This is a genomic window from Paenibacillus sp. CFBP13512, assembly GCF_005233705.1.
Classification (GTDB): domain Bacteria; phylum Bacillota; class Bacilli; order Paenibacillales; family Paenibacillaceae; genus Saccharibacillus; species Saccharibacillus nuruki.
In genome coordinates this window covers 221,308-237,494 of record NZ_QGAD01000001.1, presented here as the reverse complement: position 1 = coordinate 237,494, position 16,187 = coordinate 221,308, and the positions used below count along the sequence as shown (strand labels likewise).

General features: G+C 39.6%; 12 protein-coding genes. 10 read left to right on the top strand and 2 right to left on the bottom strand.

Annotation, left to right across the window (positions count from 1 at the left end; translation table 11 throughout):
- Window positions 1-101: 101 nt before the first annotated feature.
- Window positions 102-926, bottom strand: coding sequence for an AraC family transcriptional regulator (locus PaeCFBP13512_RS01090; protein ID WP_069329074.1), 825 nt, complete (start codon window positions 924-926; stop codon window positions 102-104).
- 292 nt (window positions 927-1,218) lie between these two features.
- On the opposite strand from PaeCFBP13512_RS01090, the gene PaeCFBP13512_RS01085 reads away from it, so the two are divergent.
- The 6 genes from PaeCFBP13512_RS01085 to PaeCFBP13512_RS01060 all read left to right on the top strand — a co-directional run bounded on the left by PaeCFBP13512_RS01085 (window position 1,219) and on the right by PaeCFBP13512_RS01060 (window position 6,450).
- A complete protein-coding gene (locus tag PaeCFBP13512_RS01085; RefSeq protein ID WP_069329075.1) occupies window positions 1,219-2,298 on the top strand; it encodes a Gfo/Idh/MocA family protein in 1,080 nt (359 codons plus the stop codon).
- Window positions 2,299-2,349: 51 nt separating this feature from the next.
- A complete protein-coding gene (locus tag PaeCFBP13512_RS01080) occupies window positions 2,350-3,117 on the top strand; it encodes a sugar phosphate isomerase/epimerase family protein (protein ID WP_137220689.1) in 768 nt (255 codons plus the stop codon).
- A 237-nt stretch (window positions 3,118-3,354) separates the two neighbouring features.
- The gene (locus PaeCFBP13512_RS01075) at window positions 3,355-4,323 is read left to right on the top strand and encodes a sugar phosphate isomerase/epimerase family protein (protein ID WP_069329077.1); all 969 of its coding nucleotides are present in this window, start codon (window positions 3,355-3,357) and stop codon (window positions 4,321-4,323) included.
- Window positions 4,324-4,343: 20 nt separating this feature from the next.
- Window positions 4,344-5,075, top strand: coding sequence for a ThuA domain-containing protein (locus PaeCFBP13512_RS01070; protein WP_069329078.1), 732 nt, complete (start codon window positions 4,344-4,346; stop codon window positions 5,073-5,075).
- A gap of 188 nt (window positions 5,076-5,263) precedes the next feature.
- Complete coding sequence (locus PaeCFBP13512_RS01065) at window positions 5,264-5,950, top strand: uracil-DNA glycosylase (protein ID WP_069329079.1); 687 nt, start codon at window positions 5,264-5,266, stop codon at window positions 5,948-5,950.
- Window positions 5,951-6,132: 182 nt separating this feature from the next.
- Entirely contained in the window at window positions 6,133-6,450 is a 318-nt protein-coding gene (locus PaeCFBP13512_RS01060) for a winged helix-turn-helix transcriptional regulator (protein WP_069329080.1), read from the top strand.
- 111 nt (window positions 6,451-6,561) lie between these two features.
- Here the strand turns inward: PaeCFBP13512_RS01060 and PaeCFBP13512_RS01055 are convergent, their stop codons facing one another.
- Window positions 6,562-7,284 (bottom strand): Crp/Fnr family transcriptional regulator, encoded by a 723-nt coding sequence (locus PaeCFBP13512_RS01055; protein ID WP_069329081.1) that lies wholly within the window; start codon window positions 7,282-7,284, stop codon window positions 6,562-6,564.
- 333 nt (window positions 7,285-7,617) lie between these two features.
- Between PaeCFBP13512_RS01055 and adhE the strand changes: the two genes are divergently transcribed.
- The 4 genes from adhE (at window position 7,618) to nagZ (ending at window position 16,176) form a co-directional block, all read left to right on the top strand.
- Window positions 7,618-10,230, top strand: a complete 2,613-nt coding sequence (adhE, locus tag PaeCFBP13512_RS01050; RefSeq protein WP_069329082.1) for a bifunctional acetaldehyde-CoA/alcohol dehydrogenase — start codon at window positions 7,618-7,620, stop codon at window positions 10,228-10,230.
- A gap of 688 nt (window positions 10,231-10,918) precedes the next feature.
- Window positions 10,919-13,186 carry a formate C-acetyltransferase gene (pflB, locus tag PaeCFBP13512_RS01045; RefSeq protein WP_069329083.1) on the top strand — a complete coding sequence of 756 codons (2,268 nt, stop codon included), beginning with the start codon at window positions 10,919-10,921 and terminating at the stop codon, window positions 13,184-13,186.
- 328 nt (window positions 13,187-13,514) lie between these two features.
- Window positions 13,515-14,252 carry a pyruvate formate-lyase-activating protein gene (pflA, locus tag PaeCFBP13512_RS01040; RefSeq protein WP_069329084.1) on the top strand — a complete coding sequence of 246 codons (738 nt, stop codon included), beginning with the start codon at window positions 13,515-13,517 and terminating at the stop codon, window positions 14,250-14,252.
- A gap of 301 nt (window positions 14,253-14,553) precedes the next feature.
- The gene (gene nagZ, locus PaeCFBP13512_RS01035) at window positions 14,554-16,176 is read left to right on the top strand and encodes a beta-N-acetylhexosaminidase (RefSeq protein ID WP_137220688.1); all 1,623 of its coding nucleotides are present in this window, start codon (window positions 14,554-14,556) and stop codon (window positions 16,174-16,176) included.
- Window positions 16,177-16,187 lie beyond the last annotated feature (11 nt).

Sequence of the window (16,187 nt, the reverse complement as noted above, 5' to 3'; positions counted from 1 at the left end):
TTCTGTTTATTATACATGAAAAAAGAGAGATTCTTTAGATCAAAGAATCTCTCTGTCATTGATTATCTACCCTAAGCGTTATCAGCCAATTGAAGACTAATTTAAGTGATATGTTCACGTTTGGAAATACGGAACTCTTTGGGTGACATGCCAAAGCGAGAACGGAATACACGATGGAAATACGTATAATTGGCAAATCCTGAAGATTCAGCCACTTCCTCTAACGGCATCGGACTGAAGACAATTCGCTCTTGTGCCATATTGAGACGAACATCAAGCGCATATTGCATAATCGTGGTATCAAAAGCTTCTTTAAACAAATGAACAGCTCTAGAGACACTAATCCCCACATACATAGCTACATCGTCTAATTTAAAAGCAGTCGATGCATTTTCTTCGATATAGTTTTTAATTTGATAAGCTAGATACGTTTTGGGACCACTGATCGGTTGTTCCGATAAATATCGATCGATTGATAAGCATAGAATTTTCATATAATAAGATAAAATCTCAGGATAAGGATCATCGATTCTTCTTTTTTCCATCGAGATCTGTCGTAATAGATCCACGATATTATCGCTAAGTGGAATTTTTACTTTAGCCGGGCGTTCGGTATGATTCCACCATCGATCTGCCCATTCTCCTCCAAAAAAGATATGGTAATCTCCGCTTTCTACTATCGGTAGACCTGCTGCGTTCGGCGCATAATCAATTTTCAATTCATACGGTTCGTCTGGAGCATATAGATGGAGATCGCCTACTTCGACTTCGTCCATACCGCCTTTGTAACGAAGCAAGCAATTGCCTTCAGTTTGAAAACGGAATAAGTAACTTTTGACACCTTCGGGCTCATTCATATAAAAAGGTTTTCGATGAAACGAATAACCTGCGGTGTAAACTTTGCAAATATCTCCAGTTAATTCCATTAAAAATCCTCTTTTCAGCAACAAATTTAAAATTTGACCAAATAGTTCATGTTTTAATCATATTATTCATTTTAATTGACACGAAATAGTAATACTATTGTAACGAGCTTATAAATCATCATGATCTTACAATAAACAAAAAGGACAATGGTATGTATAAGTCCATCATACATAAAGGGTTTATCATAGCATTGCTAGATTGTCGTTTGACAGGACAATCCTACGTTTACTTATAACCAGAGGAGTAGCTTTTCTGCACCTAGAAAAACACATGCCCAAAGGAGGATGACCTGTGGAACGAATGAAAGCTGGTTTAGTCGGATGTGGTAACATCAGTGAAATTTACTTGGAAAATCTACAATCAAGTCCAGTCGTTGAGATCGTAGCCTGTGCAGACATGGTGATCGAGAAGGCGCAAGCAAGAGCTTCACAATTTAACATTGCAAACGCATTCACGCCGGAGGAATTATTTGCACAGGAAGATATTGAATTGATTATCAACCTGACTATTCCTGCCGCACATGCCGCAGTGAATCTAGCAGCACTTGCAGCAGGCAAACATGTATATGCTGAAAAGCCATTTGCTGTATCGCTAGAAGATGGTCAACGTACACTATTACGAGCCAAAGAAGTGGGTCGTCGTGTAGGAAGTGCACCGGATACATTTTTAGGTTCAGGCATAGAAACAGCACGCAAAGCGATCGATGATGGATTAATCGGTCGACCGATTGCAGCTTCTGCTTTTATGATGAGCGGTGGCCCTGAATCATGGCACCCTGATCCTGAATTCTTCTACGCACCTGGTGGTGGACCTATGTTCGATATGGGACCTTATTATCTAACGGCACTCACAAGCTTACTTGGATCGATGACAAGAATAAGCTCGTCAGCTGGTATTCAGATTCCTGATCGACATGTTGCGAGTGGTCCTAAAGAAGGTACACCATTACGTGTACAGACACCTACACATCTGGCAGGAACAATTGATTTCGAAAACAGTGCAATCGTTACCATGGTGACCAGTTTTGATATCAAAGGAGGCTCTCAATTGCCTCGAATTGAAATCTACGGTACAGAAGGTACACTGGATATCCCTGATCCTAACTTTTTCGATGGTGATGTTCGTATAAGACGCGCAGGTTCAGAAGAGTTTGAGATTGTACCTCCTGTTTTTGAAGGGACTCGTAATGAACGTGGTAAAGGTCTAAACGAAATGGTTACAGCGATTCGTAACAATCAACCTCACCGTGCTAGTGGTGAACTTGCATATCATGTACTTGAAGCGATGCATGCTTTTCAACGTTCTTCTCTAGAAGGCAAGCATGTGATTATCAAAAGTCGTGCAGGATACAGACAAGGCAATAGTTATTAAAGATGAATGATGCTATTACAACTATCATAAATTGTGGGAGTGAATGGAGCAATGGTTAAAGTTGGATTGCAACTATACACCGTACGAGATGATTTGGAAAAAGATTTTGAAGGTACGATTGCCAAAGTAGCAGCACTTGGATATCAAGGTGTTGAATTCGCTGGCTTCTACGGACGTACTTCTACCCAAATCAACGAATTACTCAAAAAGCACAATCTTGAAGTCGTTGGTTCTCATACTCAATATACAGAACTACTGGAAGATGCTCAATCTTTAATCGATTATAACAAAGAAATAGGCAATCGTTATATTATTGTCCCTTTCTTATCAGATGAGCACCGTAAGAATTGGCCTGATATTTTCGCTAATCTACGTAAGCTTGGCGAATTGTGTAATCAAAATGATGTGGTGTTGTTATATCACAATCATGAATTTGAATTTACTGAAAAATTAGGTGAACACACTGTATTTGATGCTATGTATGAAGAAGTACCTGCATCGTTATTGCAAGTTGAATTAGATAGTTGCTGGGTACAGTATGGTGGTTACGATCCTGTTGAATATATTCAAAAATACGCTGGACGCTTACCGATTGTTCACTGGAAAGATTTCAAACGCACAGATAAAGGTGCACAGACGGTCGAACTTGGTGAAGGTGAAGTGCCTGTAGCCGCTATTGCAGATGCTACTGAAAAAGCAGGAGCTGAATGGTTAGTGGTAGAGCAAGACTCATGTTTACAACCGCCTTTACAGAGTATTGAGCAAAGCATGAACTGGGTGAAATCTTACGGTGCCAAAAGCGGAAAAGTAAGTGTATAATCAAACTCTTACTGTTCAATCCCAATAATTATACTAAAATGGATATAAATCGCATTTAAGGTGAACCTTATGACATGTTTCGACGTATTATTTAATAGATAGAGCTTTTACTACATTCTCATTTGTTCGATTGGACGAATACAGAACTTACAGCTCACTCTATTGGAATCAGATTCAAGTGATAAGTTCACCAGACTGCGTTCATAAAATTAATGAATGAAGCTGGAGGATGGACAAATGAAATTAGGCGTATTTATGGTATTACTCAACAATATGGGTTTTGAAGAAGCATTGGATTATGTAGCTGAAAAAGGCGTTAAAATGGTAGAACTAGGATCTGGTGGTAACCCGGGTAATGTTCATTGTAAACCAGATGAGTTACTTGCTGATGAAGGCAAGCTTAGAGCATTTAAACAAGCGATTGATTCTCGTGGATTAACCATTAGTGCATTAAGTTGTCACGGTAATCCGCTTCATCCGCAAAAAGCGATTGCGAAAGAATCGCATGAAGATTTTATCAAATCCGTTCAACTGGCACAGAAGTTAGATGTAGCAGTTGTTAATACATTCTCCGGTTGTCCGGGAGATAGTGATGATGCGAAATATCCGAACTGGCCTGTAGCACCATGGCCAAATGATTTCCAGGATCTTATGAAATGGCAATGGGAAGAAAAAGTCATTCCATACTGGACAGAAAATGGTAAGTTCGCTGCTGATCATAATGTGAAAGTAGGGCTGGAACTGCACGGAGGTTTCTCTGTTCATACACCGGGTACACTTTTACGTCTACGTGAAGCGGCTGGCGAAGTGATTGGTGCGAACCTTGATCCAAGTCATATGTGGTGGCAAGGTATCGATCCTGTACAAGCTATTAAAATTTTAGGAAAAAATAATGCAATTCATCACTTTCATGCTAAAGATACGCTGGTAGATACCGATAATGTTAATATGCACGGTGTAACAGACATGCAAGACTACACAAAAATGCAAGATCGTGCTTGGCAGTTCCGTACAGTAGGCTTTGGACATGATAACAAAACATGGGCTGATATTATCAGCACGTTACGCTTAGTTGGATACGATTACGTTGTAAGTATAGAGCACGAAGATGGTTTGATGTCGGTGAATGAAGGTTTTACAAAAGCTGTCCATAACTTGAAGCAGGTTTTGATTGAAGAAGAACTTGGTGAGATGTGGTGGGTCTAATATAGAGGAGGAAGTTTTTTATGATTAATGTAACGGTCTGGAATGAGTTTGTACATGAGAAAATCCGTGATGATGTCAAAGCAGTATATCCTGATGGGATTCATACTGTTCTGGCGGATGGGCTATCGAAGGAAGGCTTTGCCTGCCGTACAGCTACACTCGATCAGCCGGAACATGGTTTGACAGAGTCTGTGTTGAACTCTACTGATGTAATGTTGTGGTGGGGACATACGGCTCATGAATTAGTAGATGATGATATTGCAGAAGCGGTAGCAAGACGAGTAAATGAAGGCATGGGATTGATTGTTCTGCATTCTGGACATTTCTCCAAACCATTCAAACAATTAATGGGAACCAGTTGTGATCTGAAATGGCGTGTAGCAGACGAGCAAGAAATTCTATGGTGTGTGAATCCTACGCATCCGATTGCTCAAGGCGTGAACCCTTCGATTACTTTGGATAAAGAAGAAATGTACGGTGAATTTTTCGATATTCCTGCTCCTGATGAATTGGTATATCTAAGCAACTTTGAAGGCGGAGAAGTGTTCCGTAGCGGTTGTACGTATCGCCGTGGACACGGTAAAGTATTCTATTTCCGTCCAGGACATGAGACATATCCAACATATTATAATCAGGATATTATGCACATTATCTCGAATGCTGTACGCTGGGCGTATCCTGCAACTAATACACGTCCTGAATTCGGACGCCAAGAACCTACGCGTGCACTCGGTAGTAAAGTAATGGTATAACTGTCTACCTGAACAGCCTGATCCTGAATTCCAGACTGTGTTAATCATAAAAAATAAATATTTCAAAAGTGCGCGTGTATGGTTAATAGCCTACAGGCGTACTTTTTTTGAGATTTATCCCTTTAGATCCAGTATCCATAATACTTAGGCACTCTAACATATAGTTAGATATAGAAAGGAGTGCATTTATGTCTAAAGCACAAATAGAATCACAAATCGGCAATGTGAAGCTATCTCCAGCACGAATTAGTGAATGTCTGGAACGAGTCGCCGGACATCGATTAGAAGGATTTTTGGGTGGTTATGGCAAATTTCCGGGATCGCTGATGATGGTGGGAGAAGCACCCGGTGCGAATGAGATTGAAAAAGGGATTCCTTTTTGCGGACAAGCAGGTAAAGTATTAGATGGTTATTTTGAAGCGCTAAATATCACTAGAAATGATCTGTATATTACGAGTGCTGTACGCAGTCGTCCTTATAAAGACAAAATCATTCAAGGAAAGCATCATGCCGAACGTTCGAGTCGTTCTAATCGCACACCAACATCTTACGAAGTATTTGCATTTGCACCTATTTTGGATGCTGAGATTGAGGCAGTACAACCTCGGATCATTATTACGCTGGGCAATATTGCATTGCAACGATTACTTGGCAAAGGGCATCAGGTATCGAATGTGCATGGTCAAGCTTACCGAAGTCGTATTCAACAAGTAGATGCAGATCATATGGATCAAGGATATCACTGGTCTGATCAAGAATACTGGATTTTTCCTATGTATCATCCAGCAGCAGTATTGTATAATAGATCATTGACTGATGTTATTGCGAATGATCTCGTTATTTTGCGTAAATGTATAGATGAGATTCAAGAATGATGACCTGAATTTTAAATAATATTCAGTATTCTTTAATTATGTAATGTTTTCGTTCTCTTTTCAGGTAAAATATGCTAAAATATATGTACTAACTAATCGTAAGTTAACATCACAACGTGATGAAATACGAGCTTATGACTATCCGATCCCGTGTTTCGGAACAATTGAAGAGGTGAGAAAACATGGAGCAACACCAATTGGGATTATGTCCCCGTTTTGAGACCGCGTTTTCATTTTTAGGTAAACGATGGAACGGTCTAATTATTCAATCATTAATGAGTGGACCTAAGCGTTTCAAAGATATTTCTAATCTTATTCCTATGATGAGCGACAAAATGTTGTCAGAGCGGATGAAAGACTTAGAAGGTAGTGGAATATTGATTCGTCAGGTCTATCCAGAGACACCTGTTCGAATTGAGTATGAGCTAACCGACAAAGGACGTGCACTTAAGCCAGTGATGGAGCAGATTCAGAACTGGGCAGAGCATTGGGTCGAGTAGATTTTGATGTGTTAACCAAAAAAAGCTTTCCGCTATGAGTAACACACGGAAAGCTTTTTTGGTATTTTAATTGTCTCAACAGGTAAATGCATAAGCACACCTGAATATTCATTAAATTCTGCATATTTCTTTAGGGCACATTTCGCAGTGACATACTTCTTGTAGCGCTTCAAGATCATGAATAATGATCATCCCGTGTTCATATTCAATACTTTCTTTTTTGCGCAAATCACTAAGCATCCGGTTGACACTTTCACGAGTAGCACCAATCATATTCGACAAATCGGTATGTGTAATTTTTTTGTTAATCAAAATCGAACCTTGATCGTTATAATCTTGACCATAAGTATTGCTTAAACGAATCAAAGTGGAGCAGAGAGCACCTGGTTTACCGTATAGCATTAAGTCACGCACTTTAGTCTGTGTTAGACGGTGATGAGTACCCATCCATTTCATAAAGTCGATAGCAAAATCACAATACTGGCAGATCATCAATTCCAATTCTTTGTGTTCAATAACAGCGACTTCAGTATCTTCTAATGCTTCCGCTGTAAATCCAAGGCGTGTACCTGAAAATGGATCTGCTTGACCGATCATGTCGCCTGCTTGATACATATATAGAATCAATTCTTTACCTTCATCAGTAGATTTGGTTAATTTAACCCGTCCACTTTTAAGGAAGTATAATTTATCGGATAAGTCGCCTTCCCAGAATAAATGTGAACCTGCTGCAATCGTGCGTTCTGTAGAATGATTAAGTAATCTTTCCTGATTAATTTCCGAAAAGCATGCTGTATTATGACGTGGTTGAGTATGTTCTAAAGAATTGTTCATTATGGTTCGCCCCTTTTTGTTTCAATTATACGTGAAATTAATCATAATGCATAACATTTTAGGAAAAAAACTGGAAATTAAATGATTAGTTAAATTCTACGTTATATAGGAAAGATAATGAACTCATGTATACGTAAAAGTAATCTATACTTTGTGATTAATTTCACTATTATCATACATCTTTTTATATTAAAATGCAAAAGGAAAAAATAAAATAAAACAAATTTAAAAAATAAAAATTGATTGTGAAAAATATCACATTATGATTTATGTCTCTATGCTATGATCGGTGTGTAGACAAAAGCAATACACATTCTGAGGAGGATGAGAGAAATGGCTGTTAAAAATGATGCTAGTCGTAACGTGGAATTGAGTGCACAGGAAGAAATTCAAAAGTTAATCGATAAAGCGAATAAAGCACATGCCGCATTTATGAATATGGATCAAGAACAAATTGATAACATTGTACAAGCAATGGCATTAGCGGGCTTGGATCAACATATGTATCTTGCCAAACTAGCTGTTGAAGAAACAGGCAGAGGCGTATATGAAGATAAAATTATCAAAAACATGTTCGCTACTGAATATGTATACCATGGTATCAAAAATGAAAAAACAGTCGGTATTATAGAAGATAACGATTATGAAAGCTTCCAAAAAATTGCTGAACCTGTCGGAATCATCATGGGGATTACACCGGTAACGAACCCAACTTCGACTACTATGTTCAAATCTTTGATCTCAATCAAAACACGTAACCCAATCATTTTCGGCTTCCATCCATCTGCACAGAATTGTAGTAAAGAATCCGCTCGCATCTTACTTGAAGCGGCTGTCAAACATGGTGCACCTGCGGATTGTATCCAATGGATCGATGCTCCTTCAATGGACAAAACAAATGCATTAATGAATCATCCTGATGTAGCGTTAATCTTAGCTACTGGTGGTGGCGCAATGGTTAAAGCAGCATATAGCTGTGGTAAACCTGCACTTGGCGTAGGTCCTGGTAACGTTCCTGCTTTTATAGAGAAAAGTGCTGACTTGCAACAAGCAGTGAATGACTTGATTCTTTCCAAATCATTTGATAACGGTATGATTTGTGCTTCTGAACAAGCAGTAGTTATTGAAGAACCTGTTTATGAAAAAGTGAAAAAATTAATGATCGATAACGGTTGTTACTTTGTAACTAAAGAAGAAGCAGGCAAATTAACGAACGGTGCAATGAATACAGATAAATGTGCAGTGAACCCTTCTATCGTAGGTCAATCTGCTGTCAAAATTGCTGAACTTTGTGGAATTACCGTTCCAGCCGATACCAAAATACTGGTAGCAGAATTGGAAGGCGTAGGTACTAAATTCCCATTATCTGCTGAAAAATTAAGCCCTGTACTGGCTTGCTATAAAGTTAAAAACGCGGATCAAGGGATTGAACGTGCTGCACAAATCGTAGAATTTGGCGGTATGGGTCACTCTTCAGCTATCCATTCTAATAATGATGAAGTTATTCAGAAGTTCTCTAATCGTCTACAAACTGGACGTATTATCGTGAACTCTCCTTCTACACATGGTGCAATTGGTGACATTTACAATACGAACTTACCATCTTTAACACTAGGTTGTGGATCTTATGGTCGTAACTCTACTTCTTCTAACGTAAGTGCTGTGAATCTGATTAATGTGAAAAGGGTGGCTCGTCGTACTGTGAATATGCAATGGTTCAAAATACCTTCTAAAGTTTATTTTGAAAAAGGCGCAACTCAATACCTTGCTAAAATGCCTGATATTAGTCGTGTAGTGATCGTAACAGATGCGATGATGGTACAACTTGGTTATGTTGAAAAAGTACAACATTACTTGCGTCAACGCCAGACTCCAGTTGTTGTTGAAGTGTTCTCTGATGTAGAACCAGATCCATCAACTGCTACTGTAGAACGTGGTCGTCAAATGATGGAACGTTTCCAACCGGACTGCATTATCGCTCTTGGTGGTGGATCTCCTATGGATGCTGCTAAAGGCATGTGGATGTTCTACGAATATCCTGATACTGAATTTGATAACCTAAAACAAAAATTCATGGATATCCGCAAACGGATCTACAAATACCCACATTTGGGACAAAAAGCACAATTTGTAGCAATTCCAACGACTTCAGGTACAGGTTCTGAAGTAACATCGTTCGCAGTTATTACAGATAAAGAAAAAGGCAACACAAAATATCCTTTGGCTGACTATGAATTAACACCAGACGTAGCGATTATCGATCCTGAATTTGTATACTCTTTACCTCGTGTAGCTGTTGCTGATACAGGTATGGACGTATTGACTCATGCGATTGAAGCTTATGTATCTGTAATGGCAAGTGACTTTACCGATGGACTAGCGATCAAAGCGATTCAACTGGTATTCCAATATCTAGAACAGTCTGCTCTAACAGGCGACAAACTGGCTCGTGAAAAAATGCATAATGCTTCTACGATTGCAGGTATGGCATTTGCGAATGCATTCTTAGGGATTAACCATAGCTTAGCACATAAATGGGGTGGACAATACCATACAGCACACGGTCGTACCAATGCGATCTTGTTGCCACACGTTATCCGCTACAATGCAAAAAAACCAACTAAATTCGCAGCGTTCCCTAAATATTCTCACTTTATTGCTCACGAACGTTATGCTGAGATTGCTCGTATCTTGGGATTGCCAGCACGCACAACCGAAGAAGGCGTGAACAGCTTAATCAATGCTATTCGTGACTTGAACCGCAAACTAGGTATTCCTGAAACGTTCGAAGCATTGGGCTTTGATGCAAAAGACTTTGAATCTCGTGTAGATTACCTTGCTGACCGTGCATTCGAAGATCAATGTACAACAGCGAATCCTAAATTACCTTTAGTGACTGAACTAGCTGATGTATACCGCAACGCATTCTATGGTCGATTTGAATAAATAGACCTATCCGGCAAGTAAAATGATAGATTGAAAAAAGGATCACTCCACACATGCTGTTATAGCAGTACGTTGGAGTTGATCCTTTTTCCTTCTTATTTAACTTGTATCGCTAGGAATATACTTTCAAGATATATGGTTGAAAATAAAAAACAAAGCAAATATGGAATGCCACCTTATCCCAAAGAACGATCTCCTAGTTTGCGATATTAGCAGAACTAAAGAGAACCGTTCTTTTGTTTGTAGAGAGGAGTGATGCGATGTCCAACATTATTCTATAGCTTGTATATAGAATAATACAGAAATAGTGTGATGTATTTCGTTGTTAGAAGTCGTAAATTCTTGTATGATGCTACAGCTATTTGCAGTGAATGATGATGTGTATTTTTGTATTAGTAGATTCATATCACTGTATTCACTGTACAAATCGTTATTTACTTATTGTGTAACAGGCTTGGTTGTGAACTGTAGTAGTTATTTTTAAAAACTGTTATAGATACAGAATGTGATAAAAATCATAATAAAAATGCTATTTTGTGATAAATGTCACATACTCTGCTTATGAATTGCATCATAATAAAGACATAGCCGGAGGGAGAAAACAACAGCTTCCGGTATCGTGTAGGCGAGACAAGCAATAGTGTAAATGGTTTTGTGATTTTATTCACAAATAATGGAGGGATTATCAATGTCAGTTATCGAAAGAAATGTACAGGATAATTTAAAACAAGACGCATGGCGCAATTTCAAATCAGGTAAATGGGCAAAACATGTAGATACTCGCGACTTTATTGAACAAAATATTAGTGCGTATCAAGGAAACGAAACATTCCTAGCTGGCCCTACTTCAAATACAAAAGACTTGTGGGATATCATTTCCAAACTATCTAAAGAAGAAATCGAACGTGGTGGCGTATGGGATGTAGATGCTGCAACACCTTCTACAATCACTTCACACGGTCCTGGTTACTTGGACAAAGACAAAGAACAAATCGTCGGTGTTCAAACAGATGCTCCTTTCCGTCGTTCATTACAACCGTTCGGTGGTATCAAAATGATGATCGATGCTTGTAAAGCGTATGGCTTTGAAGTACCAGAACAAATCATTGATATCTTTACAAACATTCGTAAAACGCATAACCAAGGTGTATTCGATGCTTATACTTCTGATATGAGAGCAGCACGTAAAGCAGGTATTATTACAGGCTTACCAGATGCTTACGGTCGTGGACGTATTATCGGTGACTATCGCCGCGTAGCATTATACGGTGTAGACTTCCTAATTAATGAAAGAAAACAAGATTTGAATGATATGGAAGTTGACGTGATTGATGAAGATGTGATTCGTCTTCGTGAAGAAGTATCAGAACAAATTCGTGCTCTAGGCGAATTGAAAAAAATGGCTGAAATGCATGGCTTCGATATTTCCAAACCAGCACAAACAGCAAAAGAAGCGTTCCAATGGGTATACTTCGGTTACCTTGCAGCAATCAAAGAGCAAAATGGTGCAGCGATGTCTCTAGGACGTGTATCTTCTTTCCTTGATATCTACATCGAACGTGATGTTAAAGAAGGCACAATGACAGAACAACAAGCTCAAGAATTGGTTGACCATTTCGTTATGAAATTGCGTATCGTTAAATTCTTACGTACTCCAGATTACAACGAATTGTTCAGTGGTGACCCTACATGGGTAACGGAATCAATCGGTGGTATGGCTGTCGATGGCAAAACATTAGTTACCAAAAACAGTTTCCGTTTCTTGCATACATTGTACAACTTGGGACCTGCACCAGAACCTAACTTGACTGTATTGTGGTCAGAACAATTGCCAGAAGCTTTCAAAAAATTCTGTGCTAAAGTTTCAATCGAAACCAGTTCGATCCAATACGAAAATGATGATCTGATGCGTCCAATCTATGGCGACGATTATGGTATTGCTTGCTGCGTATCCGCTATGCGTATCGGTAAACAAATGCAATTCTTCGGAGCTCGTGCGAACCTTGCTAAAGCACTATTGTATGCAATCAACGGTGGACGTGATGAGAAATCAGGCGTTCAAGTAGGCCCTGAATACCCTGCAATCACTTCTGAAGTGCTTGAATATGACGAAGTCATGAAACGCTTCAAAGCCATGATGGAATGGTTAGGCAAATTGTACATGAACACATTGAACGTTATCCATTACATGCATGATAAATACAGCTACGAACGTATCGAAATGGCACTACATGATCGTGATATCTTACGTACAATGGCTTGCGGTATCGCGGGTCTATCAGTAGCAGCTGACTCATTAAGTGCTATCAAATACGCTAAAGTAACACCGATTCGTGACGAACGCGGTATTGCTGTAGATTTCAAAATCGAGGGTGAATATCCTTGCTACGGTAACAACGATGATAAAGTCGATCAGATTGCTGTTGAATTGGTCGAAACATTTATGAGTATGATTCGCAAAAACAAAGCATACCGTGGTGCTACACCAACACAATCAGTATTAACAATTACTTCTAACGTAGTATATGGTAAAAAAACAGGTACAACACCAGATGGACGTAAAGCTGGCGAACCATTCGCACCAGGTGCTAACCCTATGCACGGACGCGATACTAAAGGTGCTCTTGCATCTCTAAGTTCTGTTGCGAAATTACCATACGAAGATAGCTTAGATGGTATTTCTAACACATTCTCTATCGTGCCAAAAGCATTAGGTAAAGAAGAAGAAATTCGCAAAACTAACCTTGTATCTATGCTTGATGGATACTTCGGTAGTAATGCCCATCACTTGAACGTTAACGTATTCGCTCGTGAGCAATTACTAGACGCAATGGAACACCCAGAAAATTACCCACAATTAACCATCCGTGTATCTGGATATGCTGTTAACTTTGTTAAATTGACTCGTGAACAACAAATGGATGTCATCAACCGCACATTCCACGGATCAATGTAATACGAACTTTTTAACAATAGTCAAAGCAATAACGCTAATTAAAGTAAGAAATGTAATCAAAGATGGTAACTGCTAACCAACAATGAATGATATAAATGAAGCATTTGAGAAAGTGGAGTCACACCGCAGAGCGAAGAGTAGGAATTGTTTCTGAAGAAGCGAAGCGTTCGCATTTAAGATTCGGATATCGACTGCGAAAGCAGTTCATTCCAGATATCCGATCTTAACAGCGATCGTAAGAATAATTCATACGCGTAGCGGTGTAACTCTAACTCTCGAAATCCTATTCATTTATATACATCAACTCAGACGAAAGGGGTGATTGATCATGGTAAAAGGCCGTGTTCACTCGCTAGAAACGTTCGGTACCGTCGATGGCCCGGGCATACGATTTGTACTATTTATGCAGGGTTGTCTGATGAAATGCCAATACTGTCATAACCCTGATACATGGAATTTGGACGGAGGTAAAGTGATGGAGCTAGAAGAAGTTCTAGCTGAAATTGAACCTTACTTGAGTTACTACCGTTCTTCAGGTGGAGGATTGACGGTATCTGGTGGAGAACCAACGTTGCAAGCTCCTTTTGTCAGAGAATTGTTCAAAGCAGTCAAAGACCGTTGGAACCTGAATACAACACTGGATAGCAATGGATTCAATGAACCTAACAAAATCCATGAACTGCTTGAAGTTACTGATTTAGTCTTGCTTGATATTAAGCATATCAATAATGAAAAGCACAAAAAATTAACCGGTGTATCAAATGAACGCACTCTACACACAGCACAATGGCTATCTGATAATGGACGCAAAATGTGGATACGCCATGTGTTTGTACCTGGCATTAATGATGCTGAAGAAGATCTGATCGCTTTAGGAGAATTTATCGGCACATTAAAAGGGGTAGAGAAATTCGAAATCTTACCTTATCATCAGATGGGCATCTACAAATGGGAAGCGCTGGGACGCATCTATCCGCTGGATGGGGTTCCTTCGCCAACCGAAGAAGAAGTAGAACGTGCTTATCGTCTGATTGAGCAAGGTCGTCGTCAAGTCTCTTGTGTCTAATCCTCCTCTTTATGAAAATAGATAAATAACAACCATAGTAAGCAAAAAGGGTATATGAACGTGAAGCCAGAAGTCCTTTCCTGATCCATAGGAAAGGGCTTTTTGGTATCTACATAGTTGAGTAGTGATACGTTATCTGTAATATCAGTTCTTCTTAAAAAACTCCCCAAAACCCAAACTTTATCCGCTTGTTGCACGCCATCTCGTTATTTATACTTAAATAAGAATATCGATTATCTATATCATATGTATCTTGTTCAGACATCTTTTCAAAACAGGCTCCAGTACAAGGAGGATATCTATGAACACTATTCAATTATCAGACTTAACATTAGATCAGAAAATCGGACAATTATTTGTATGCGGATTTCATACCAATGTACCGAACGAACATATTACAGAATTGATCGAAAAATACCATGTCGGTGGAGTGATTTATTTTCGGCGTAATATAGGAACAGCTCGGCAGATTACAGACCTTTCCACAGGGTTACAGCAGATTGCTCAGAGGCAAGGATTACCACCGTTATTGATAGCGATCGATCAAGAAGGTGGAATGGTGAGCCGAATCGATCAAGATGGAATGAGTCTGATTCCAGGCAATATGACTCTTGGGGCAGTAAATGATGTGGCGTTAACGGCAGCCGCTTCAGCGATCAGTGCGCGTGAACTACGTACATTAGGGATTAATTTGAATTTTGCGCCTTGTGTCGATGTGAACAATAATCCTCGTAATCCAGTGATTGGCGTCCGTTCTTATTCTGAAAATCCTGAAGTAGTAGCTATTCATGGAGCCGCCGCTATTCAAGCGATTCAGCAAGAGTGTGTAGCTGCTACAGCCAAGCATTTTCCAGGGCATGGAGATACTGAGGTGGATTCTCATTATGGATTAGCTTCTGTACCTCATGATCAATTACGCTTAGAACAGATTGAATTATTACCTTTTCGTTCAGCGATAGATGCAGGAGTCGATGTGATCATGTCGGCTCATGTTATTTTCCCTGCATTTGAACCGGAGCCTATTCCAGCTACATTGTCGCGTAAAGTACTAACCGATTTGCTTCGTATCGAGATGGGATTTGAAGGATTAATTGTGACTGATTGTCTGGAAATGCATGCGATTGCCAAGCATTTTCCGATACCACAAGCGACTGTTATGGCAGCTCAAGCCGGAGCAGACCTATTGCTAGTGAGTCATACATTAGAGCACCAGATCGCTGCGATTGAAGCGGTTAAAGAAGCGGTGCAACAAGGTCAGTTATCTGAAGCTCAAATCGACGCTTCAGTTGAACGAATACTATCACTCAAAGCCAAACATCAGATGGATGCAGCACCTTATACGATAGAAGCGTGGACACAGCGCTTAGAATCTGACCCGATCGAACCGGTGTTGCGTGAAATTGCAGAGCGTAGTATTACATTAGTCAAAGACGAAGGGCAATTGCCTTTGCAACCGGATGATAAAGTACTCATTATATGGCCACAGGTGACACGTCTAACCGAAGTGGATGAGCCGACAGGGCATGATGTCAGTTTTGCTCAAGCTCTTAATAGCTATGGGATCGATGCAACCCAGATTACGATAGATGCTCGCCCGGAACCGGAAGAGATTCAGCAAGTATTAGCAGAAGCAATCCATTATCCCAAAGTGATCTTTGCAGCGTATACATCATCGGGTCTGTTACCACTCGGTCAAGCAGAACTCGCCCGTCAATTATCTCTTTTGACAGATACTGTATTGATTGTGGCTTCTGTACGTAATCCTTATGATATGAATGATCTTCCTGAGATCAAGACGTATATCTGTAGTTATGAAAATCGGAAGTATGCGATAGAAGCTTTGGCAGATGTAATTGCAGGCGTTAAGCCAGCGCTAGGAAAATTACCAGTGAGCTTAAATGAGCAATATCAGGTTCAAATATAGAAGAGTAGTTG

Excerpts from the sequence above, each read along its gene's own strand:
- PaeCFBP13512_RS01090 (WP_069329074.1), bottom strand. The coding sequence starts at position 926 with ATGGAATTAACTGGAGATATTTGCAAAGTTTACACCGCAGGTTATTCG.
- PaeCFBP13512_RS01080 (WP_137220689.1), top strand. The coding sequence starts at position 2,350 with ATGGTTAAAGTTGGATTGCAACTATACACCGTACGAGATGATTTGGAA.
- PaeCFBP13512_RS01075 (WP_069329077.1), top strand. The coding sequence starts at position 3,355 with ATGAAATTAGGCGTATTTATGGTATTACTCAACAATATGGGTTTTGAA.
- PaeCFBP13512_RS01070 (WP_069329078.1), top strand. The coding sequence starts at position 4,344 with ATGATTAATGTAACGGTCTGGAATGAGTTTGTACATGAGAAAATCCGT.
- PaeCFBP13512_RS01065 (WP_069329079.1), top strand. The coding sequence starts at position 5,264 with ATGTCTAAAGCACAAATAGAATCACAAATCGGCAATGTGAAGCTATCT.
- PaeCFBP13512_RS01060 (WP_069329080.1), top strand. The coding sequence starts at position 6,133 with ATGGAGCAACACCAATTGGGATTATGTCCCCGTTTTGAGACCGCGTTT.
- PaeCFBP13512_RS01055 (WP_069329081.1), bottom strand. The coding sequence starts at position 7,284 with ATGAACAATTCTTTAGAACATACTCAACCACGTCATAATACAGCATGC.
- adhE (WP_069329082.1), top strand. The coding sequence starts at position 7,618 with ATGGCTGTTAAAAATGATGCTAGTCGTAACGTGGAATTGAGTGCACAG.
- pflB (WP_069329083.1), top strand. The coding sequence starts at position 10,919 with ATGTCAGTTATCGAAAGAAATGTACAGGATAATTTAAAACAAGACGCA.
- pflA (WP_069329084.1), top strand. The coding sequence starts at position 13,515 with ATGGTAAAAGGCCGTGTTCACTCGCTAGAAACGTTCGGTACCGTCGAT.
- nagZ (WP_137220688.1), top strand. The coding sequence starts at position 14,554 with ATGAACACTATTCAATTATCAGACTTAACATTAGATCAGAAAATCGGA.